The sequence below is a fragment of the Lawsonibacter sp. JLR.KK007 genome, assembly GCF_036941135.1.
In the GTDB taxonomy this organism is placed as follows: domain Bacteria; phylum Bacillota; class Clostridia; order Oscillospirales; family Oscillospiraceae; genus Lawsonibacter.
This window is the reverse complement of the sequence record NZ_JAYWSY010000002.1, coordinates 1,007,560-1,027,155: the sequence shown is the minus strand read 5'-3', so window position 1 is coordinate 1,027,155 and position 19,596 is coordinate 1,007,560. Positions and strand designations below refer to the sequence as shown.

The window sequence follows — 19,596 nt, the reverse complement described above, 5'->3', positions numbered from 1 at the left end:
TCGAGATGTACAAGAGCGTTACAGCGTCGCTGGTCAACGCCAGCAGAGTCGTGGACCTGCTGCTCAAGCAGTACGGTCCGGAGCGGGTCAAGGGGGTGGAGCGGCTCAGCGAAGCCGCCTTCCGGGTGCGGCTGTACGGCGGCGGCATGGCGCACGCCTTTGTGGAGCCGGACGGCTCCCTGCGTATCCCGGAGCTGGAGGAGGTGTGCTGATGGACCGGCGCAGAGAGGACCGGCGGTGGCTGGCCGTCTGTATCCTCCTCTTCTTCACAGCCCACCTGATCGTCTGGGGGATGGACGAGGCGGCATACCGGGCCGCCGAAGCGGACAAGCCCCCGGCGGAGTCCGCCTGGGAGGCCCCTCTGGACCGGGTATTACCGGATGCCGTCCTGACGGCGGCGGAGAGGAGGATGAAGGATGGGATCGATTGAAGCCGTAAGCGTGGTGACTGAGCGCACCATTGAAGCGATCACCGAGGAGATCCTGAGCCGCAAGGCCAACGCCGGCGGGGAGATCCTGCGGATCGGGCAGTGCCTGCTGGAGGCGAAGGCAAAGCTGTCCCACGGGGAGTGGCTGCCCTGGCTGGAGGAGCGGGTGGAGTTTTCGGCCCGCACCGCCAACCGGTTCATGAAGCTGGCCCAGGAGTGGAGCGACCCGACATCGCTGTCCGATTTGGGGTATGCCAAAGCCCTGCAGCTGCTGGCCCTGCCCGAGCCGGAGCGGGAGACGTTCATGTCGGAGCACGACGTATCCAGCATGACCTCCCGAGAGCTGGAGAAGGCGATCCGGGAGCGGGACGAGGCCCGAAAGGCGGCGGAGGAGGCCCAGGCGGACCTGAAGGCGGTCAGGACCTCCCATGACTCCATGGCGGAGAACCTGAAGGTGGCCAACGACCTGCTGAAGCGGGCGCAGGAGGAGAAGAGCGCCGCATCAGACCATATGGCGGAGCTGGAGAAGGAGCTGGCCGGGCTGAAGGCCGCCCCGGTGGAGGTGGCGGTGATGGCGGTGGACCAGGCGAAGCTGGACGCCGCCCGGGCCGAGGGGGAGGCGGTCCAGGCGGAGGAGGTCGCCCGGCTCCAGGCTGAGCTGGACAGAGCTCAGGTATCGGCCGCCGGTCCGGATGTGGCCCGGTTCGAGGTCTACTTCAACCAGGCCCAGGAGGCGGCCAAACAGCTGCGGGAGCTGCTCATCAAGGCCCGGAGCCGGGCGGACCAGGACCTCGCCGGAAGGCTGAGCCAGGCCCTCGCCGCTCTGGCGGACCAGATCAGGAGGTGTGGGGAATGAGCGTGATCGAGACTGCCCTCGCCGCGCTGGAGGCCCAGCAGGCGAAGGTCAAGGACCGCTCCCCGCAGTGGATGGTGGCCGAGCAGCTGAAAGACATCTGCCGCCGGGAGCCGGCCAGCGCGGAGCTGATCGCCCAGGACCTGGACGACCCGGCCATGTCCATCGTGGAGGCCGAGAAGAAGATCAAGGCTCGGGCGGACAAGAACAAGCAGGGCAATTTTGCCTGTGTCACCCCGGCGGAGGCGGAGGAGATCCTGCGGAAATTCTACGGCCTGCCCGCCCCAGGCCAGGCCGGAGAGCCGGAGACCGCCGCCAGGGTGGGCTTCCTCAACCTGGCCGACTTTTTGAGGTGACCGCCGTGAAGGATGTGAGGGGGCTGGTCCCCCGTACCCCGCCGGAGGGACTGAAGCATTGGGTGCTGAATACTCGGGCGGCGGCCCTGGAGCGGAGCGGCCTGATCTACGAAGCAGAATATGTGAAGGACTGGGGCTTTGGGTGCCTGCTGGATGAGTGGGCCAAGCCCCGGAAGACCAAGATGGTGCGTGTGACCTGCTCCTGCTGCGGGGACAGCATGCTGCTGCACTGGGCCCCGGATCATAAGCGTGGTTACGGCTTTATCCTCCCGGAGGATGTGGAGGGGGAATGGGACGCGGCGGTTATGGCGGCCGGGGATGAATGCCGGTGCCCTATGTGCAATACCAAGGTGCTGGTGAACAAGCGGGCGGCGGTCAGGGACTATTATGTGACCGCAGAGACCACCTGCATGTCCGCCGCCCTGGTGGGGGAGGAGAGGCTGCTGGCCTTGACGGGGTGGACGGTACAGGCCCGCACCCATAAAAACGGCTGCTTCCGCCTGGAGATCATCCCCGCGGAGGCCTATGTATTCAGCAGCGATACCTGCGTCCAGCTGCTGGGCTGGCGGAGGGGCTACAGCGGGACCGCCGGGTATTTTGTCCAGTACAGGCGGGCATGGAGCCAGCCGGCGCGTTGGACGGACAGGTGGGGAGGGGAGACGGCCATCTTCGGCCTGACCCCGGAGCTGGTGGCGGCCAGCTGCCTGCCCCACTGCAAGCTGGACGTCTACATGGAGCACCTGCGGGGGACGAGCCGCCGGTATCCGGTGGCCTATCTGAGGCTGTATCAGCAGCACCCCAACGTGGAGGTCCTGCTGACCAGGGGCCTGCCGCTGGTGCTGGATGACATGATCCAGGAGAAGATGGAAGGCAAAATGGATCTCCCCAAGTTTGGGATCGTTGCGCTGGAGGAGATCGATTGGAAGGAGACCCGTCCGGCGCACATGCTGGGCCTCACCAGGGACGAGCTGCGGATGGCCCGGAGCCAAGGGTGGGGGCTGCTGTTCTGGCGGCTGTTTTCCAGGACCAAGGCGGCCGGAGAGACGCTGGCCGGAGCGGATATCCAAGCCGCTTTCCTCCTTGGAAAGGGCAATGTCCTGGAGCTGATCGGCCGCGGTCCGGTTGGCAAAAGCATCCGCTATCTGCTCCGGCAGAGCGAGCAGATCACGGCGGAGGTGGATGACGCGGGGGCTGACGGCTGGGTCCCCGATGTACACACCCTGCTGGACTATTGGTCCATGTCCGAGCAGCTGGGCCGGGACCTGACGGACCCGTCGGTCCGGTATCCCATCGACCTGATCCGGGCCCATGACGCTGTGACCGGGCTGATCCTGCAGCGGGAGCAGGACGCCATGGCAAATTCCTTCCGGCTACGGCGGAAGCAGCTGAGGAAGTATGCCTTCGCGGCGGACGGCCTGCTGATCCGTCCGGCGGCCAGCCAGCGGGAGCTGACGGAGGAGGGGGATGCCCTGCACCACTGCGTGAGCAGTTACGGCAAGCGCCATGCCGCCGGGGAGACGGCCATTTTCTTCATCCGCCGTGCTTCCAAGCCCGGGACGCCCTATTACACCCTGGAGCTGGACGAGAGGGCACTGAAGGTCCGGCAGAATCGAGGCTCGTACAACCGCGCGAGGACGCCGGAGGTCCAGGCCTTTGAGGAGAAGTGGCTGGCGTGGCTCCAGAGCGGCTGCCAGCGGGATAAGAAGGGCAGGCCGGTCCTGCCCGAGAAGCGGAAAGGAGAGGCGGCGTGATGAGAATAGTAAAACCCGGCGAGCCCTGCCCCTGCTGCGGGGCGCCCATCCGGGCGGCTCACGGCCCCGGATGCCTTGCAGTCGTGTCCGCAAAGACGGCCCGGCGAAAGGACCGCCGGATATCGGACGACGTCCTGCGGCAGATCTGCGCCGGCGGCGCGCCCAAAATGCCGATTCAAAACTGGCGCAGCATTGCGAAAGCCCTGGATGTATTGGAACGGAAAGGAAGTTAAATTATGCCGGTCAAAATTACACAATTCGAGGCGGAGAACGTCAAGCGCATCAAGGCGCTGACCCTCACCCCGGCGCCCTCGGGCCTGACGGTGATCGGGGGCCGCAACAACCAGGGCAAGACCTCCAGCCTGGACGCCATCCTATGGGCGCTGGGCGGGGACCGGTACCGGCCCTCCCAGGCCCAGCGGGAGGGCTCGGTCCTCCCGCCCCGGCTGCGCCTGGAGCTGTCCAACGGGATCATCGTGGAGCGGGCGGGCAAGAACAGCGATTTGAAGGTGACGGACGCCTCCGGCCGCAAGGCGGGCCAGCAGCTGCTCAATTCCTTTGTGGAGCAGCTGGCCCTTGATATGCCCCGGTTTATGCAGTCCACCAGCAAGGAAAAGGCTACTACCCTCCTGCGGATCATTGGCCTGAAGGACCAGGTGGAGGCGCTGGAGCGGCAGGAGAAGGAGCTGTACGACCAGCGTCACGCCATCGGCCAGATCGCCGACCGGAAGGCCAAGTATGCCAGGGAGCTGCCCCGCTATGAGGGCGCGCCCGCCGAGCCGGTTTCCGCCTATGACCTGATCCAGCGCCAGCAGGACATCCTGGCCCGGAACGGGGAGAACCAGCGCAAGCGCCTGCGGGCCGCCCAGCTGGAGGCGGAGCGGGACCGCCTGGGCAAGGAGCTGGGCCTGCTGGAGGAGCGGTACAAGGCCCTCTGCGCCGACTGTGAGGTCGCCGCCAAAGACGCCCTGGACCTGCTGGACGAATCCACCGAGGAGCTAGAGGCCAGCATCCAGGAGATCGACGCCATCAACGTGAAGGTGCGCACCAACCAGGACAAGGCCCGGGCCGAGGCGGAGGCCGAGGCGTACAGCGGCCAGTACGACCAGCTGTCCGCCCGGCTGGAGCGCGTACGCCAGCAGAAGACCGATCTCCTGCAAGGCGCGAAACTGCCCCTCCCCGGCCTCTCCGTGGAGGATGGGGAATTGACCTATCAGGGCAAGCCCTGGGACTGCATGAGCGGCAGCGACCAGCTGAAGGTGTCCACCGCCATCGTCCGGGCGCTGAAGCCGGAGTGCGGCTTTGTACTCCTGGATAAGCTGGAACAGATGGACCTGGAGACCCTGCGGGAGTTCTCCGCCTGGATGGAGGCTGAGGGGTTGCAGGGGATCGCCACCCGGGTGTCCACTGGCGGGGAGTGCTCCATCATCATTGAGGACGGCTGCGCCAGAGACCCGGTGGTCCCCGGCCCGCCGCCTCCGGCAAGAACATGGAAAGCAGGTGAATTTTGATGCAGATCATTACAGGCGTACAGAAGACCGCCCTGAAGGTGGTGATCTACGGGCCGGAGGGGATCGGCAAGTCTACCTTCGCCTCCCGGTTCCCCCGGCCGGTGTTCATCGACACGGAGGGGAGCACCAGGCACATGGACGTGTCCCGCACGCCCAGGCCCACCTCCTGGGCCATGCTGATGGACCAGGTGGGGGCGGTGGAGAAGGACCCCGGCCTGTGCGGGACGCTGGTGCTGGACACAGCGGACTGGGCGGAGCAGCTGTGCTCCGCAGAGCTGTGCACCAAGAATCAGAAGAGCAGCATTGAGGAGTTCGGCTACGGCAAGGGCTACACCTATCTGGGGGAGGAGTTCGGCCGGCTGCTGAACCGGCTGGAGGGGGTGGTAGACCGCGGGGTCAACGTGGTCATCACCGCCCATGCCAGGATGCGGAAGTTCGAGCAGCCCGACGAGATGGGGGCCTATGACCGGTGGGAGCTGAAGCTGTCCAAGCAGACGGCCCCCCTGGTGAAGGAGTGGGCCGACCTGGTCCTCTTCGCCAACTATAAGACCTACCCCGTCAAGACCAAGGAGGGCAAGGTGAAGGCTCAGGGGGGCAAGCGGGTGATGTACACCGCCCACCACCCCTGCTGGGACGCCAAGAACCGCCTGGGCCTGCCGGAGGAGCTGCCCTTCGAGTTTGAATCCATCCGGTCCTGCATCCCCTGGGAGGCGCCGGAGGCAGAGACTGCGCCCCCGCCCGCCCTGGTTCCGCAGCCTCCCGCGCAGGAGGAGAAGTCAAAGTGGCAGGCCGCCCCTGAGCCCCCCGGCCTGCCCGCCTACTTAAAGCCCCTCTACGACCTGATGAACGCCAACAACGTGTCCCCCGACGAGGTGGAGGCGGCCTGTGTGGCCAAGGGGTACGCCCCCCAGGACCTGCCCCTCGACAGTTACCCGGAGGATTTCGTCACCGGCGTGCTGGTGGCCGCCTGGTCCCAGGTGTACGGCATGATCCTGGAGAACCGGCCCGTTCCGTTTTGATAAAGAAAGGAGAACAAAGCTATGAGCGATTTTACCGAGACCCTTCAGGGCCGCGCCCTGGACTGGGACGACGAAATTTCCAACGACGCCCCGGAATATGTTACCCTCCCCGAGGGGGAGTACGACTTCACCGTCACCGGCTTTGAGCGGGGCCGGTATCAGCCCGGTCCCAACGCCAAGCTGCCCCCCTGCAACATGGCCCAGCTGACCCTGGAGGTCCAGACCCCCGACGGCATGAGCGTCCCGGTGCGGGACCGGCTGTTCCTCCACTCCTCTACCGAGGGCTTCCTGTGCGAGTTTTTCACCTGCATCGGCCAGCGCCGCCACGGGGAGCGGGTGCGGATGAACTGGGGGGCAGTGCCAGGGGCCAAGGGCCGGGCCAGAGTGGGGGTGCGTTCCTACCAGAAGGACGGCGAGACCCGCACCATCAACGAGATCAAGAAGTACCTGGAGCCCAAGGAGTCCCCCGCTCCCGCCCCGGCCACCCCCGTTACCGGGAAGCAGACCGCCATATCCGGCTTCCAGGCGGGGAAATTCTGATGGAGCTGCGGCCCTATCAGCGGGCGGCGGAGGCCGCCGTTCTGGAGCAGTGGGACAGCGGGGCGCTGCGCACCCTGCTGGTCCTGCCCACCGGCTGCGGCAAGACGGTGGTGTTCTCCAAGGTCATTGAGGACCGGGTCCGGGCGGGGGACCGGTGTCTGATCCTGGCCCACCGGGGGGAGCTGCTGGACCAGGCGGCGGACAAGCTGAAGAGGACCACCGGTCTGGGCTGCGCCCTGGAGAAGGGGGAGAGCAGCTGCCTGGGCAGCTGGTACCGGGTGACGGCGGGCTCGGTCCAGAGCCTGATGCGGGAGAAACGGCTGGCCCGGTTCGCCCCGGACTATTTTCAGACCATCGTAGTGGACGAGGCCCACCATGTCCTGTCTGACAGCTACCAGCGGGTGCTGGACCACTTTCCCGGCGCCCGGGTGCTGGGGGTGACCGCCACCCCGGATCGGGGGGACATGCGGAATCTGGGGCAGTTTTTCCAGTCCCTGGCCTATGAGTATACCCTGCCCAAGGCCATCCGGGAGGGCTACCTGTGTCCCATCAAGGCGCTGACCATCCCCCTGAAGCTGGACCTGACCGGGGTGGGGGTTCAGGCGGGGGATTTCCGATCCGCCGACATCGACACCGCCCTGGACCCCTATCTGGAGCAGATCGCCCGGGAGATGGAGGAGTACTGCCGGGACCGGCGGACGGTGGTCTTCCTGCCCCTGGTGAAGACCTCGCAGAAGTTTCAAGCAATCCTCAGCGCCCGCGGCTTCCGGGCGGCGGAGGTCAACGGGACCAGCCAGGACCGGGGGGCAGTCCTCCGGGACTTTGAGGCGGGGCGGTACAACGTGCTGTGCAACTCCATGCTCCTCACCGAGGGGTGGGACTGTCCGCCGGTGGACTGCATTGTGGTGCTGCGGCCCACCAAGGTGCGCAGCCTGTACAGCCAGATGGTGGGCCGGGGCACCCGGCTCGCCTCTGGCAAGGACCACCTGCTGCTGCTGGACTTCCTGTGGCACACCGAGCGCCATGAGCTGTGCCACCCCGCCAGCCTGATCTGCGAGTCGGAGGAGGTGGCCAGGAGGATGACCGAAAACGTACAACTTGCGGGGACTCCCGTGGATATACAGGAGGCCATGGAGCAGGCGTCGGAGGACGTGGTGGCCCAGCGGGAGGAGGCCCTGGCCAAGCAGCTGGCCGAGCTGCGCCGGCGGAAGAAGCGGCTGGTGGACCCCCTCCAGTTCGAGATGTCCATCCAGGCGGAGGACCTGACCGGCTACCGGCCCTCCTTCGGCTGGGAGATGGGTCCGCCCAGCGACGCCCAGCGGACCGCTCTGGAGAGGCAGGGCATCCGCCCCGACCAGATCGAGAACGCGGGCAAGGCCAGACTGCTGCTGGACCGGCTGAACAGCCGCCGCACCGCCGGACTGACCACCCCAAAACAGATCCGCTTTCTGGAGGGGAAGGGCTTCCGGCATGTAGGCGCCTGGCAGTTTGACGCGGCCAAGCGCCTGATCGACCGGATCGCCGCCAACGATTGGCGGATACCGGCTGGCGTGGACCCGCGGACCTATGAGGGGGTATAACGATTGGAGCATGAGATCGACCTGAGGGAACTGCTGCCCTACATAGACCCAGCTCAGCTGTCCTACCAGCAGTGGCTGGAGGTGGGCATGGGTCTGCACGAGGCGGGTTATACCCCGGAGGACTGGGAGGACTGGAGCCGGAGGGATATGAAACGCTACCACCCCGGGGAGTGCGCCCGGAAGTGGAACACCTTCCACGGTGCGGATTCCCCCGTCACCGGAGGGACTTTGGTGAAAATGGCCATGGACCGGGGCTGGCGGCCCGCCGCCTCCGGCCACGAGCTGGGCTGGGAGGACGTCATCGGTCCCTCAGACGAGCTGGTGGTGGTGGACCGGGACTGGCTGGAGCTCCGGGAGGTACACACCCCCCGGAGCTGGGACCCGGCCCGGCAGCTCATCACCTACCTGGAGACCCTGTTCGAGGCGGGGGAGAATGTGGGCTACGTGGTGGAGACCTGGGAGAAGGACGGCAAATTCCTGCCCACCAGGGGCTGCTGGGACCGCACTGCCGGGGAGCTCATCGAGGCGCTGAGCCGCTGCGGGGGCGACCTGGGCTCCGTCCTGGGGGACTACGATCCCCAGGCGGGGGCCTGGATCCGGTTCAACCCCCTGGACGGCCAGGGCTGCAAAAACGAGAACGTCACCGACTTTCGCTACGCCCTGGTGGAGTCGGACTCCATGCCTGTGGAGGAGCAGAACGCCGCCCTCCGGGCGCTGGAGCTGCCCATCGCGGCCCTGGTCCACTCGGGCGGGAAGAGTCTCCACGCCATCGTCCGGGTGGAGGCGGGCAGTTATGAGGAATACCGCAAGCGGGTGGATTTCCTCTACGAGGTGTGCCGGAAAAACGGCCTGGACATCGACCGGCAGAACCGGAACCCCTCCCGGCTGTCCCGGATGCCGGGGGTAGAGCGGAAGGGGAACCGGCAGTTTCTGGTGGAGACGGACCTGGGAAAGCCCTCCTGGAACGAGTGGAAGGAGTGGATCGAGAGCGTAAACGACGACCTGCCCGACCCGGAGGGGGACCTGGAGACCGGCCTGCCCCAGCTGGCCCCCGCCCTCATCAAGGACGTGCTGCGGCAGGGCCACAAGATGCTGCTGGCCGGACCCAGCAAGGCGGGCAAGTCCTTTGCCCTGATCGAGCTGGCCATCGCCATTGCGGAGGGCCTGCCCTGGCTGGGCTTCCCCTGCGCCCAGGGGAAGGTGATGTACGTCAACCTGGAGCTGGACCGGGCCTCCTGCCTGCACCGCTTCCACGACGTGCGCCAGGCTATGGGGGCGCCCAGCCGGAACAGCGTGGATATCTGGAACCTGCGGGGCAAGTCGGTGCCCATGGACAAGCTGGCCCCCAAGCTGATCCGCCGGGCGGCAAAAAAGAACTACATCGCCATCATCCTCGACCCCATCTACAAGGTCATCACCGGCGACGAGAACAGCGCCGACCAAATGGCCCGGTTCTGCAACCAGTTCGACAAGGTGTGTACCGAGCTGGGCTGCGCCGTGATCTACTGCCACCACCACTCCAAGGGGCGGCAGGGGGACAAGCGGTCCATGGACCGGGCCAGCGGCTCGGGAGTCTTCGCCCGGGACCCGGACGCTTTGCTGGATATGATCGAGCTGACCGTCAGCGACGCTCTGCGGAAGCAGGAGATCAACAACGCGGTGGGCCGGACCTGCGCCCAGGCGCTGGCGGCGGCGGGGAAGCTGGAGGAGGCGGGCCAGGACGACCTGTGCAGCGAAGCGGCCGCCCTGGCCGCCTGTGAGACGGCCCTGAAGCCCCAGGACTACCGGGACCTCCTGGACCGGGCGGAGGAGGCCAGGAGGTCCGTCCAGGCCCGCACAGCGTGGCGCATCGAGGGCACCCTGCGGGAGTTCCCCCGCTTTGCCCCCGTCAACGTCTGGTTCGACTACCCCATCCACAGAGAGGACGGGAACGGCGTCCTGGCCGACATCGACCCGGATGGGGAGGAACCAGGCTGGCGGCGGGCGATCGGAAAACGCAAGCCAAAAGCCGTTAAGGAAAAGGAGCGAAAGGAGTCTGTCGAGACCGCTTTTGAGGCCTGCGGGATCGAAGGAACGGTGACTGTAAGCGCCCTTGCTGAGTACATGGGCGTGACCGAAAAGACCGTCAGAAACCGGTTGAAAGAGCACGGCGGTTTCTGGATCGATGACAATGAGGTGGGGCAGAAGTGAGGGAAAATAACAGAAAATTTCCCTTCCCTGGGGAAGAAAAAAACGCAAAATTTCCTTTCCCTGACAGGGAAAAAAACGAAAATTTCCCTGTTTCCCTGGCAGGGAAAAAACGTAACATTCTGTTTTTTTCCCCAGGGAAGAAAAAGTACCCCCCTAAAGGGGGGTAAATAGATCATTTCCCTGCGGTCAACGGGGGAAGTAGTCGTGCGTCAGCTCACGCACGACGACTCCTTCCCCGGATCGTTGACAAAAATTTTTCTCAAGACAACACACTTTAGTGAGGTGAAGCGAATGGAATTTTTCATGCCCATGCTTCCGCCCACCGCCACCCACCAGGAGAAGCAGGTGCGGATGGTGAAGGGCAGGCCGGTGTTCTACGACCCGCCCCAGGTCCAGGCGGCCCGGTCCAAGCTGACCGCCCATCTGGCGGGGCACTGTCCGGCGGAGCCGCTGGAGGGGGCGGTGCGGCTGCTGGTGAAGTGGTGCTTCCCCAGAGGGGAGCATGCGGACGGCGAGTACCGGACCACCAAGCCCGACACCGACAACCTGCAGAAGCTCCTCAAGGACTGCATGACCGCTGTGGGCTTTTGGAAGGACGACGCCCAGGTGGCCTCGGAGATCTGCGAAAAGTTTTGGGCCGAGGTGCCGGGGATCTACGTCTGTGCGGAGGAATTGCACAGGAGAAAACAGGGAGAGCAAAAAAATATTTGACAAAACAAGTAGATATTGCTATGATAAAAACGAAATATAGTTTTAGAGATCAGGTAGACAGAAAAAGAGAGGACCAAATGGTCAGCTGCCAGTGTTTTTGGCAGCTGGCCTTTCATTTTGCGGAGAGGTGGCGATATGGCCCGTGGAAAGTTTGAATACTGGCTGACGGAAGACGGGCTGCTGCTGCTGGAGGGCTGGGCCAGGGAGGGGCTGACGGACGAGCAGCTGGCCGAAAAAATGGGCATCGGCGCACGGACGCTGTACGACTGGAAGCTCAAGTATCCGCAGATTTCGCAGGCCCTAAAAAAGGGCAAGGAGGTCGTGGACGTCCAGGTGGAGAACGCCCTGCTCAAGCGGGCTCTGGGCTACGAATTCCAGGAGGAGCGTGTGGAGCGGTCCGGTAAGGACGGGGTGAAGGTGGTGCAGACCATCAAGCACATCCCGGGCGATACCACCGCTCAGATTTTCTGGCTGAAGAACCGCCGGCCGGACCGGTACCGGGACAAGCCGGAGCCTGCCCCAGCTGACGGAGGAGGTGTGCAGATCATTGACGACCTGTAAGCTGTCGGCGCTGGTGTCGCCAGCGTTCTCCGAGCCCCACCGGAGCGTCAAGGCGGGGGAGATCAGCGAGCTGGTGCTCAAGGGCGGGCGGGGCTCGGCCAAGTCCAGCTATCTCTCGGTGGAACTGGTCCTCCAGCTGCTCCGGCACCCCGACTGCCACGCCGTAGCCCTGCGGAAGGTAGGCAACACCCTGCGCACGTCGGTGTACGCCCAGATCTGCTGGGCCATCGCGGAACTGGGGCTGTCCGACCGGTTCAAGTGCACCGTCAGTCCCATGGAATGCACCTACCGGCCCACCGGCCAGAAGATCCTGTTCTTCGGCCTGGACGACCCCGGCAAGCTGAAGTCCATCAAGGTGCCCTTCGGCTACATCGGCCTGGCCTGGTTCGAGGAGCTGGACCAGTTCGACGGCCCGGAGCAGGTGCGGAACGTGGAGCAGTCTCTGTTCCGGGGCGGGCCCTACTCCTTCTGCTTCAAGAGCTTCAACCCGCCGGCCATGGCCCGGAACTGGGCCAACAAGTACGTGCTGGAGGCCAAGGCGGGCCGCCTGGTCCACCACAGCACCTACCTGACCACCCCGGAGGAATGGCTGGGCCCCCGGTTCCTGGCGGACGCGGAGCACCTGAAGCAGACCAACGAGACCGCCTACCGCCACGAGTACCTGGGGGAGGTGGTGGGCAGCGGCACGGCGGTGTTTGAGAACCTGCGGCTGGAGGCCATCTCCGATCAGCAGATCGCCGCCTTTGACTACCTGTACTGCGGCCAGGACTGGGGCTGGTACCCTGATCCCAACCACTTCGCCGCCTGTGCCTACGACAGCGGGGCCCGGACCCTGTACATCTACGAGGAGTTCCGGGGCTGGCGGCAGTCCAACGGGGCCTGGGCGGAGAAGCTCCGCCACCACATGGACGACCTGATCCTGGCCGACCCCGGCAGCGGGGGCGACCGGAACGCGGCCGACTTCCGGGCCTACGGGTTCCGGATGCGGGAGGCCCAAAAGGGGCCGGGGAGCGTGGCCTACGGGATCAAGTGGCTGCAATCGCTGGCGGCCATCGTCATCGACCCGGCCCGGTGCCCGGAGACGGCCAAAGAGTTCAGTGAGTACGAGTACGAGCGGGACCCCAAGACCGGCGAGGTGCTGGAGGGCTATCCCGACGCGGCCAACCACAGCATCGACGCGGTGCGCTATGCGATGGAGCCGGTGTGGAAACGACGGGGGAGGTAATCATGAGCAAAATCAAGACCTGGCTGCTGGAGCGGTTCCTGCCCGCCTGGGCCAAGGATACCGTCTATCAGGACAACAAGCGGCTGCTGGCCCAGCTGGAGGGGCAGCGGCAGGAGCTCCGGGAGCTCCACGCCTACATCGACGGCCTGGAGGCCGGGCTGCGGGCCCTGCGCCGGGTGGTCATCAAGAATGAGGTGCGGCCGTGAGCATTGTTTCCGCCCTGCGGGGGGCCTACAGCTGTGAGGACGCCTTCCAGGCCAGGGACTGCACCACCCAGCCCATGCGGGAGGCCGTCCGGGAGTGGTTCCGGCTGTACTACCACCGGGCGGCCAGCGAGGAGTCCGACCCCTGCCAGCAGATCGCCTATACCATCGTCCACAAGCTGACCAAGACCGCCTTCGGGGAGTACAAATCCGCCAGCGATGACGGCTTTGCCCAGGGGGCGCTGGAGGGGCTGGACCGGGTGAAGAAGAAGGCCATGCAGCTGGCCCTCATCGGCGGGGAGGCCTGGCTCAAGCCGGCGCCGGTGGGGGAGGGCTTCACCTTCTCGGTGGTGCGCCGGGACAACGTGCTGATCTTCGGCCGGGACAGCGAGGGCCGGCCGGTGGATATAGGCACGGCGGAGTGCACGGTGGAGGGCCGGTATCATGCCGCGCAGTCCTGGTACACCCTGCTGGAGCGGCGGACCCTGGGGGCGGATGGGCGGCTGACCATCCGCAACCTGCTCTACTGCTCCTCCATGCAGGGGAGCCTGGGCCAGCGGGTCCCCCTGGCCGCCCTGGCCCGGTACGAGGCCCTGCCCGAGGAGTACACCTTCCCGGAGCCCCTGGGCGGTCTGGGGCTGGCCCGGCTGATCACCCCTCTGGAAAACTGTGTGGACGGCTCCCCTGACGGAGTCAGCGTCTACGCCCCCGCCGTGGGTCTGATCCACAACATCGACCGCAACGAGGCCCTGCTCAACGGTGAGTTCGAGCGGGGGCAGTCCCGGATCATTGCCTCCGCCGACCTGCTCCGCAAGGGCAGGGACGGCCGCCGGAGGCTGACCGACAGATTGTTCGTGGGCATTGACGACGATCCGGAGTCGGTGGGGCTGACCATCTTCTCCCCGGAGCTTCGGGAAAAATCCTTCCTGGCCCGGAAGCAGGAGTACCTGCGGACCGCCGAGAACATCATCGGCCTGAAGCGGGGGCTGCTCAGCGAGGTGGAGGCCGCCGAGCGCACCGCCACGGAGATCACCTCCAGCGCGGGGGACTACAATCTCAGCATCATTGACTTCCAGCAGATGTGGGAGAGCGCGGCCAAGGAGGCGGTCCGGCTGTGCGGGGTGCTGGGGCGGCTCTACAAGGTCCCCGGCGCCCACGGGGTCGATCCGGATGCCGTCTCCATCGACTGGGGGAACGGCATCCTCTACGACGAGGACAAGACCTGGGCGGACTATCTGGACATGGTGGCCCGGGGGCTGCTGAAGCCGGAGATCGCCCTGGGCTGGCGGTTCGGGATGCCCGCCGAGACGGAGGCCGACCTGGCCGCCATCCGGGCCAAGTACATGCCGGAGCTGGACCGGCTGGCGGAGGGTGAATAATGCTCACCCCGGACCAGATCGCCGCCCTGGGGGACGCTGCGAGAAAGGTAACGGACCCCATCACCGAGTATCTGCTCCAGGATATCGCCCGGCGGGTGGCCGAGGCGGGCCAGCTGACCAGCACCGCCCAATACCAGGTATGGCGGCTGCAAAACCTGGGCCTGTCCCAAACGGAGATCGAAAAGCAGTTGCAGCAGCTGCTCCAAGCGTCTCAGGGGGAGATACGCCGCATCCTGTACCAGTCGGCCCAGTCGGGCTATGACCTGGACGTGCGCCGCTTCCCCACCGCAGCGGCCATCCCCTTTGCGGAGAACCTGGTTCTCCAGCAGATCGTGGCCGCCGCCGTGGAGCAGGCGGAGGCGGACTTCGCCAACCTGACCCAAACCCTGGGCATGGTAGACCCCTTCGGCAATGCGCTGCCCCTCCAGAAGGCGTACCGCTCCTGCACCGACTTCGCTTTTAAGCAGGTGGTCACCGGGGCGGCCAGCTACACCGAGGCTGTCCGGCAGGCCACCAGGAATCTGGCGGAGAAGGGCGTGCGGGTGATCGACTACGAGAGCGGGGTCCACACCTCCCTGGAGGCGGCGGTGCGGCGGAACATCCTGGGCGGTCTGGGGCTGATGCAGGAGCAGATCAGTCAGGCTGCCCACGACCAGCTGGGCTGCGACGGCTGGGAGATCACCGCCCACGCCAACAGCGCCCCCGACCACGAGCCCATCCAGGGGAAGCAGTACCCCGACCGGGCGTATGAGGCGCTGAACAGCTCCCTCCGCCGGCGCATCGGGACCCTGAACTGCGGCCACGCCGCCTTTCCCATTATCCTGGGGGTCAGCCAGCCCCAGTATTCCCACCAGGAACTGGAGCGGTTCCGAGCCGACAACGAGAAGGGAGTCACCGTGGAGGGCCGGCACTACACCGGGTATGAGGCCGCCCAGATGCAGCGGAAGCTGGAGCGTGCGATTCGGACGCAGAAGCGGCGGGTAATGGTGGACGAGGCCGCCGGGGACACGGAGAAGCTCGCCCAGGACAGAACCCGCCTGAACGTCCTCCACCAGCGTTACCGGGAGTTCTCCAAGTTCGCCGGGCTGCGGACCCAGTACGAGCGGACGGAGGTGGCGGGATTTGGGGAGAAGCCAACGCCGGTACTGGAACGGCTTAATTTTGCTCAGGGTACTGCGGAAGTGGACCGGTTGTCTGTCGAGCAGGAGGTTGCGCAGATACCGCAGCGGGCCCGAGAACTTGCGGAGCCATACATTTCCAAGGTCTTTGTGACCGAGGAAAATCGAAGCGGATACCGTCCAGCGACCGGAGAACTGTTTTTGAACCGCGACAGAGCACCAGGGACTGTGGCGCATGAATACGCCCACGCTCTGGAAACGGCCCTGAATATCTATGAGGACCCAGAGTTTTTGAAAATCCGGGCCAAGGGCTTTGAAAATTTGTCAAAGGCTGATATAATCATTGATAGTGAAAATTTCTCAAAAGAAATTTTACGTGTGCAGCATCCTAAATTGGTGAGTATATACCAGGGACGTCTTTATGAGCGTTATGGTCGCGGTATCTATGATGGGAAACAAGTGTATTTGGATGGTATGCGTGAATATTTTAGTGAAGGGTTTATGTTTTACGCGCATGCCCCAGATGTCTTGAAGCAAAAAGACCCCGACCTTTTTGATTATATCAGGAGGCTCTTAGAATGAAAACGAAGGAAGAGATTCTAAACGCTAAGAAGTCAAGTGATGTTTGGCGCTGGATTGTAGCAGCACCAAGTCCTTTGGATTCTGACCCTGATGTGCTCAAATATTTTGAAGAGTTGCGGGAGAAGGAATTGAGAGAGTACATTGGTCCTGATTATGACCCGGAAATGCACTACGACTTTCTTACCCGAAAGAAGAAGGAAAACGATGATTAAAACCATCCATAACCGCCCGTGGTACTGCTGTCCCCACTGCGGGAAGGCGCTGTTCCCCGTCCGGGCGGACACAAAGATTCAGAACATGCCCTTCCGCTGCAAGGCGTGCAAGCATGACCTGGAAGTGAATATCGCATAAGAGCCAAGAGCCTGTGAGCCAAGAGCCATGAACTACTCGAATTTTTTGAGTAGTTTGTGGCTCATTTATTTTTGCCAAGGGAAAGGAGCAAGCAATGAAACCGGAATTTTTGCAGAACTTCAAGGTGGGGGACGCGCCCCTGCCCAAGGAGGTCATCGACGCCATCCTGGCGGAGAACGGCCGGGACGTGGAGGAGGCCAAAAAGCCCTTTGCCGACTACGAGTCCATCAAGGCTCAGCTGGCTACCGCCACCGAGGGGCTGAAGGCCTTTGAGGGGGTGGACGTGAAGGACCTCCAGGGCCAGGTGGCCAAGCTCACCAAGGAGATGGCGGATCAGGCGGAGGCCCACAAGCAGCAGCTGGCCGGCCTGGCCTTCGACGGTGTGCTGAAGGACGCCATCACCGCCGCCAAAGGACGGAACGTCAAGGCCATCCAGGCCCTGCTGGATGTGGACAAGCTGAAGGCGTCCAAGGACCAGACGGCCGACATCAAGGCCGCTTTGGAGAAGCTGAAAGCCGACAGCGGCTACCTCTTCGACACCGGGGAGACCCCGCCCCCCTACGCCGCCGGGACCGGGACGGGGGGCGGCCGCCCCGTTACTGGCCTGGACGCCATCCGCGCCGCCGCCGGCCTCACCGCCGGCGAGAAAAAATAAAGGAGATTTGAACTATGCCTAACGCAATTGAACTGGCCAAGCAATTCGTCCCCATCCTGGACGAGGTGTACAAGAACGCCTCCCTCACCGGCGACCTGGACGGCGCCGCCGAGCTGGCCCGCCAGGGGGCCAACGCCAACGAGCTCATCATTCCCATGCTGTCCATGCAGGGCCTGGGGGACTACTCCCGGAACAGCGGCTACGTGGACGGGGACGTGACCCTGACCAACGAGACCATCAAGTGCAACTTCGACCGGGGCCGCATGTTCACCGTGGACGCCATGGACGACCTGGAGACTGCCGGCATCGCCTTCGGCCGCCTGGCCGGGGAGTTCATCCGCACCAAGGTGGTGCCCGAGATCGACGCCTTCCGCTTCGCCTGCTACGCCGGCAAGCCGGGCATCAGCAAGGCGGGCGCGGCCTCCCTGTCCACCGGCGAGGCGGTGCTCAAGGCCATCCGCGCCGCCAACGACAAGATGGACGAGGACGAGGTACCCCAGGAGGGGCGGTATCTGTACATCACCCCCACCCTGATGGGCATGATCCAGGACCTGGACACCACCAAGAGCCGGGAGGTGCTCCAAAACTTTGCCAAAACGGTGAAGGTACCCCAAACCCGGTTCTACACCGCCATCCAGCAGAAGTCAGGAAAGATGACCGGCGACGGCGAGGGGGCTGTGGACGAGACCGCCGGCGGCTATGGGAAGGCGGCTGACGCCAAGGAGATCAACTTCCTCATCATCCACAAGCCCGCCGTCATCCAGTTCCCCAAGCACGTGGCCCCCAAGATCATCTCTCCCGAGCAGAACCAGACCGCCGACGCCTACAAGTTCGGCTACCGCAACGTGGGCATTGCGGATATCTACCAGAACAAGCTGGCCGGGGTGTACCTGCACCATAAGGCCTGAGCTCCATGACCAGCTACGACTTTTACCAAAACACCTACCGGGGCGGCTCCATCCCCCCGGAGGAGTGGCCCGGCTATGCGGCCCGGGCGGCCGCCCAGCTGGCCCGGTACAAGCGGCTCTGCCGGGTGGACACCTCCCGGCCACGGTCGGGTGACATGGCCGTGTGCGCCATGGCGGAGGCTTTTTACAGCTTCGACCTGCTGGCCAACGGGGAGGGCGGCCCCATCCAGTCCGCCTCCATCGGCAGCGTGTCGGTGAGTTACAGCGGCCCGGCGGGCCAGTCCCTGGACCTGAGCCCCAGGGGCCGGGAGAAGGAGCTGTACCGCTGTGCGTCGCAGTACCTGGACATCTATCGGGGGTGCGGCTGATGGTCCGGATCAAGCGCCGGGGATGCCCGGTGGACTACCGGCTGTGTGACCAGACGGTCACCCTCTACCACTGGGACGGAGAGGAGACGGTCACCCGGACGGTCATCGAGCGGGGTGCGTTCCTGGACTTCAAGAAGGTCCAGGACGTGTCCAAAACGGGCAGCCGGGAGGTCAACAGCTTTCTGCTGGTGATCCCCTGCTTGGAGAGCCCGGTGTCCGTGGGGGACAAGGTGCTGCTGGGCGAGGGGCCGGAGCTGGCAGGCCGGTCGGACTGGCCTGCCCTGATCCCCGCCAAGGTCCCCGGCCTGGTGGTGGTCAAGTGGGTGGACCCGAAATACTGGAAGGGCCGCATGGTCCATGTGGAGGCAGGAGGCTGACATGAACGTCGTAGGCCGCGTCCGGGTGGACATGAAGCCGGTGAAGCAGATCATGGCGCGGCTGGGCATCGACGCCCGGGGGGACGTGCAGCGGTTCCACACCGCCAATGTGAAGCGGCGCATCCAGAAGTACATGCCCTACCGCACCGGGGCCACCATCAAGCTGATGATCGCCCAGAGCCCGGTGAACGAGCCCTTCCTCCACGTGAACGTCCCCTATGCCCGGATGCTCTACTACGGCAAGGTGATGGTGGACCCGGAGACGGGGATGGCGGGCTTTCTGACGCCCAACGGCTGGCGGTCCCGGCGGGGGGTGGCCAAGGTGGCCAGCAGCCGGGACATCCAGTACGACAAGACCAGGAACCCCAGAGCCGGGCCCTTCTGGGACCGCCGCCTGACCGCCGCTGAGGGGCGGCAGATGGCCGCCGAGCTCCAGGACTATGTGCGAAGGAGGGGGAGCCCATGACCGCGCTGGAACAGATCACAGCCTTTGTCCGCAGCTACCCCAAGGCGGACATCCTGCAAACCTTCCAGGTGGACTACACCGATCAGATCCCCGCCAACGGGGGCATCTTCCCCTCCGGCCTGGAGGAGATCGGCCGCAAAACGGACCTGCTGGGCAATGTGGCCGTCACCAACCAGTACAACTTCGGGCTGTACTACGTCTTCGAGAAGGCCCCCGGAGACGGCGCCGGGGCGGCGGTCAACGCCGGGTGGGTGATGGACTTCCAGGAGTGGGTTCAGGAGCAGTCGGCCCTGGGCCTGGCCCCCGTCTTCGGGGACGTCCCCCGGCAGGAGAAACTCACCGCCCAGAACGGGGTACTCTACGACGCGGAGGACGAGGGGCTGGCCACCTATATGGTTCAGCTGTCCGTCCAATTCATCAAAATATTTCCAACCACAGACCCGTGGTTTATGTGAGGAGGAGACC

Annotated in this window: 26 protein-coding genes; all 26 read left to right on the top strand. The window is 64.8% G+C overall.

Annotated features, from left to right (window positions below; translation table 11 throughout):
• Window positions 1-5: 5 nt before the first annotated feature.
• The 26 genes from VV088_RS15045 (at window position 6) to VV088_RS14920 (ending at window position 19,586) form a co-directional block, all read left to right on the top strand.
• The gene (locus tag VV088_RS15045) at window positions 6-212 is read left to right on the top strand and encodes a hypothetical protein (protein ID WP_334601525.1); all 207 of its coding nucleotides are present in this window, start codon (window positions 6-8) and stop codon (window positions 210-212) included.
• Window positions 212-430, top strand: coding sequence for a hypothetical protein (locus VV088_RS15040; RefSeq protein WP_334601524.1), 219 nt, complete (start codon window positions 212-214; stop codon window positions 428-430). Before VV088_RS15045 ends, VV088_RS15040 begins: the two co-directional genes overlap by 1 nt.
• Window positions 417-1,283, top strand: coding sequence for a DUF3102 domain-containing protein (locus tag VV088_RS15035; RefSeq protein ID WP_334601522.1), 867 nt, complete (start codon window positions 417-419; stop codon window positions 1,281-1,283). The genes VV088_RS15040 and VV088_RS15035 overlap by 14 nt, the downstream gene beginning before the upstream one ends.
• Window positions 1,280-1,636: a hypothetical protein gene (locus tag VV088_RS15030; RefSeq protein WP_334601520.1), complete on the top strand. Its 357-nt coding sequence runs from the start codon at window positions 1,280-1,282 to the stop codon at window positions 1,634-1,636. Before VV088_RS15035 ends, VV088_RS15030 begins: the two co-directional genes overlap by 4 nt.
• 5 nt (window positions 1,637-1,641) lie before the next feature.
• Window positions 1,642-3,387 carry a PcfJ domain-containing protein gene (locus tag VV088_RS15025; protein ID WP_334601519.1) on the top strand — a complete coding sequence of 582 codons (1,746 nt, stop codon included), beginning with the start codon at window positions 1,642-1,644 and terminating at the stop codon, window positions 3,385-3,387.
• Window positions 3,387-3,620, top strand: coding sequence for a hypothetical protein (locus VV088_RS15020; protein ID WP_334601518.1), 234 nt, complete (start codon window positions 3,387-3,389; stop codon window positions 3,618-3,620). Before VV088_RS15025 ends, VV088_RS15020 begins: the two co-directional genes overlap by 1 nt.
• Before the next feature lie 3 nt (window positions 3,621-3,623).
• The gene (locus VV088_RS15015; protein ID WP_334601517.1) at window positions 3,624-4,898 is read left to right on the top strand and encodes an AAA family ATPase; all 1,275 of its coding nucleotides are present in this window, start codon (window positions 3,624-3,626) and stop codon (window positions 4,896-4,898) included.
• On the top strand, window positions 4,898-5,917 hold the full coding sequence (locus VV088_RS15010; RefSeq protein WP_334601516.1) for an ATP-binding protein: 1,020 nt from the start codon (window positions 4,898-4,900) through the stop codon (window positions 5,915-5,917). The genes VV088_RS15015 and VV088_RS15010 overlap by 1 nt, the downstream gene beginning before the upstream one ends.
• Before the next feature lie 21 nt (window positions 5,918-5,938).
• A complete protein-coding gene (locus VV088_RS15005; RefSeq protein ID WP_334601515.1) occupies window positions 5,939-6,457 on the top strand; it encodes a DUF669 domain-containing protein in 519 nt (172 codons plus the stop codon).
• Entirely contained in the window at window positions 6,457-8,037 is a 1,581-nt protein-coding gene (locus VV088_RS15000; protein ID WP_334601513.1) for a DEAD/DEAH box helicase, read from the top strand. Before VV088_RS15005 ends, VV088_RS15000 begins: the two co-directional genes overlap by 1 nt.
• Window positions 8,038-8,040: 3 nt before the next feature.
• On the top strand, window positions 8,041-10,227 hold the full coding sequence (locus VV088_RS14995) for an AAA family ATPase (protein WP_334601512.1): 2,187 nt from the start codon (window positions 8,041-8,043) through the stop codon (window positions 10,225-10,227).
• The gene (locus tag VV088_RS14990; RefSeq protein WP_334601511.1) at window positions 10,224-10,394 is read left to right on the top strand and encodes a hypothetical protein; all 171 of its coding nucleotides are present in this window, start codon (window positions 10,224-10,226) and stop codon (window positions 10,392-10,394) included. Before VV088_RS14995 ends, VV088_RS14990 begins: the two co-directional genes overlap by 4 nt.
• Before the next feature lie 124 nt (window positions 10,395-10,518).
• Window positions 10,519-10,938 carry a RusA family crossover junction endodeoxyribonuclease gene (locus VV088_RS14985; protein WP_334601510.1) on the top strand — a complete coding sequence of 140 codons (420 nt, stop codon included), beginning with the start codon at window positions 10,519-10,521 and terminating at the stop codon, window positions 10,936-10,938.
• 135 nt (window positions 10,939-11,073) lie between these two features.
• Complete coding sequence (locus VV088_RS14980) at window positions 11,074-11,499, top strand: helix-turn-helix domain-containing protein (RefSeq protein ID WP_334601508.1); 426 nt, start codon at window positions 11,074-11,076, stop codon at window positions 11,497-11,499.
• Window positions 11,486-12,724 (top strand): PBSX family phage terminase large subunit, encoded by a 1,239-nt coding sequence (locus tag VV088_RS14975; RefSeq protein WP_334601507.1) that lies wholly within the window; start codon window positions 11,486-11,488, stop codon window positions 12,722-12,724. Before VV088_RS14980 ends, VV088_RS14975 begins: the two co-directional genes overlap by 14 nt.
• Before the next feature lie 2 nt (window positions 12,725-12,726).
• Entirely contained in the window at window positions 12,727-12,930 is a 204-nt protein-coding gene (locus tag VV088_RS14970) for a hypothetical protein (protein ID WP_334601506.1), read from the top strand.
• Window positions 12,927-14,306 (top strand): hypothetical protein, encoded by a 1,380-nt coding sequence (locus VV088_RS14965; RefSeq protein ID WP_334601504.1) that lies wholly within the window; start codon window positions 12,927-12,929, stop codon window positions 14,304-14,306. Before VV088_RS14970 ends, VV088_RS14965 begins: the two co-directional genes overlap by 4 nt.
• Window positions 14,306-16,006 carry a phage minor capsid protein gene (locus VV088_RS14960; RefSeq protein ID WP_334601502.1) on the top strand — a complete coding sequence of 567 codons (1,701 nt, stop codon included), beginning with the start codon at window positions 14,306-14,308 and terminating at the stop codon, window positions 16,004-16,006. Before VV088_RS14965 ends, VV088_RS14960 begins: the two co-directional genes overlap by 1 nt.
• Window positions 16,003-16,218, top strand: coding sequence for a hypothetical protein (locus VV088_RS14955; protein ID WP_334601499.1), 216 nt, complete (start codon window positions 16,003-16,005; stop codon window positions 16,216-16,218). Before VV088_RS14960 ends, VV088_RS14955 begins: the two co-directional genes overlap by 4 nt.
• Window positions 16,211-16,357: a cysteine-rich KTR domain-containing protein gene (locus tag VV088_RS14950; RefSeq protein ID WP_334601497.1), complete on the top strand. Its 147-nt coding sequence runs from the start codon at window positions 16,211-16,213 to the stop codon at window positions 16,355-16,357. The genes VV088_RS14955 and VV088_RS14950 overlap by 8 nt, the downstream gene beginning before the upstream one ends.
• 94 nt (window positions 16,358-16,451) lie before the next feature.
• Window positions 16,452-17,012: a phage scaffolding protein gene (locus VV088_RS14945; protein ID WP_334601496.1), complete on the top strand. Its 561-nt coding sequence runs from the start codon at window positions 16,452-16,454 to the stop codon at window positions 17,010-17,012.
• Between the two features lie 14 nt (window positions 17,013-17,026).
• On the top strand, window positions 17,027-17,920 hold the full coding sequence (locus VV088_RS14940) for a hypothetical protein (RefSeq protein WP_334601495.1): 894 nt from the start codon (window positions 17,027-17,029) through the stop codon (window positions 17,918-17,920).
• A gap of 5 nt (window positions 17,921-17,925) precedes the next feature.
• On the top strand, window positions 17,926-18,288 hold the full coding sequence (locus tag VV088_RS14935) for a hypothetical protein (protein ID WP_334601494.1): 363 nt from the start codon (window positions 17,926-17,928) through the stop codon (window positions 18,286-18,288).
• Window positions 18,288-18,665, top strand: a complete 378-nt coding sequence (locus tag VV088_RS14930; protein WP_334601493.1) for a hypothetical protein — start codon at window positions 18,288-18,290, stop codon at window positions 18,663-18,665. The genes VV088_RS14935 and VV088_RS14930 overlap by 1 nt, the downstream gene beginning before the upstream one ends.
• Window position 18,666: 1 nt before the next feature.
• Window positions 18,667-19,131 (top strand): minor capsid protein, encoded by a 465-nt coding sequence (locus tag VV088_RS14925; RefSeq protein ID WP_334601491.1) that lies wholly within the window; start codon window positions 18,667-18,669, stop codon window positions 19,129-19,131.
• Entirely contained in the window at window positions 19,128-19,586 is a 459-nt protein-coding gene (locus tag VV088_RS14920) for a hypothetical protein (RefSeq protein WP_334601490.1), read from the top strand. The genes VV088_RS14925 and VV088_RS14920 overlap by 4 nt, the downstream gene beginning before the upstream one ends.
• Window positions 19,587-19,596 lie beyond the last annotated feature (10 nt).

Bases quoted from the DNA above. Each gene is read 5' to 3' on its own strand.
- VV088_RS15035 (WP_334601522.1), top strand. From the start codon at position 417: ATGGGATCGATTGAAGCCGTAAGCGTGGTGACTGAGCGCACCATTGAA.
- VV088_RS15040 (WP_334601524.1), top strand. From the start codon at position 212: ATGGACCGGCGCAGAGAGGACCGGCGGTGGCTGGCCGTCTGTATCCTC.
- VV088_RS14955 (WP_334601499.1), top strand. From the start codon at position 16,003: ATGAAAACGAAGGAAGAGATTCTAAACGCTAAGAAGTCAAGTGATGTT.
- VV088_RS15030 (WP_334601520.1), top strand. From the start codon at position 1,280: ATGAGCGTGATCGAGACTGCCCTCGCCGCGCTGGAGGCCCAGCAGGCG.
- VV088_RS14960 (WP_334601502.1), top strand. From the start codon at position 14,306: ATGCTCACCCCGGACCAGATCGCCGCCCTGGGGGACGCTGCGAGAAAG.
- VV088_RS14925 (WP_334601491.1), top strand. From the start codon at position 18,667: ATGAACGTCGTAGGCCGCGTCCGGGTGGACATGAAGCCGGTGAAGCAG.
- VV088_RS14940 (WP_334601495.1), top strand. From the start codon at position 17,027: ATGCCTAACGCAATTGAACTGGCCAAGCAATTCGTCCCCATCCTGGAC.
- VV088_RS14930 (WP_334601493.1), top strand. From the start codon at position 18,288: ATGGTCCGGATCAAGCGCCGGGGATGCCCGGTGGACTACCGGCTGTGT.
- VV088_RS14935 (WP_334601494.1), top strand. From the start codon at position 17,926: ATGACCAGCTACGACTTTTACCAAAACACCTACCGGGGCGGCTCCATC.
- VV088_RS14970 (WP_334601506.1), top strand. From the start codon at position 12,727: ATGAGCAAAATCAAGACCTGGCTGCTGGAGCGGTTCCTGCCCGCCTGG.
- VV088_RS15020 (WP_334601518.1), top strand. From the start codon at position 3,387: ATGAGAATAGTAAAACCCGGCGAGCCCTGCCCCTGCTGCGGGGCGCCC.
- VV088_RS14945 (WP_334601496.1), top strand. From the start codon at position 16,452: ATGAAACCGGAATTTTTGCAGAACTTCAAGGTGGGGGACGCGCCCCTG.
- VV088_RS14950 (WP_334601497.1), top strand. From the start codon at position 16,211: ATGATTAAAACCATCCATAACCGCCCGTGGTACTGCTGTCCCCACTGC.
- VV088_RS15045 (WP_334601525.1), top strand. From the start codon at position 6: ATGTACAAGAGCGTTACAGCGTCGCTGGTCAACGCCAGCAGAGTCGTG.
- VV088_RS14920 (WP_334601490.1), top strand. From the start codon at position 19,128: ATGACCGCGCTGGAACAGATCACAGCCTTTGTCCGCAGCTACCCCAAG.
- VV088_RS14985 (WP_334601510.1), top strand. From the start codon at position 10,519: ATGGAATTTTTCATGCCCATGCTTCCGCCCACCGCCACCCACCAGGAG.
- VV088_RS15005 (WP_334601515.1), top strand. From the start codon at position 5,939: ATGAGCGATTTTACCGAGACCCTTCAGGGCCGCGCCCTGGACTGGGAC.
- VV088_RS15010 (WP_334601516.1), top strand. From the start codon at position 4,898: ATGCAGATCATTACAGGCGTACAGAAGACCGCCCTGAAGGTGGTGATC.
- VV088_RS15000 (WP_334601513.1), top strand. From the start codon at position 6,457: ATGGAGCTGCGGCCCTATCAGCGGGCGGCGGAGGCCGCCGTTCTGGAG.
- VV088_RS14980 (WP_334601508.1), top strand. From the start codon at position 11,074: ATGGCCCGTGGAAAGTTTGAATACTGGCTGACGGAAGACGGGCTGCTG.
- VV088_RS15015 (WP_334601517.1), top strand. From the start codon at position 3,624: ATGCCGGTCAAAATTACACAATTCGAGGCGGAGAACGTCAAGCGCATC.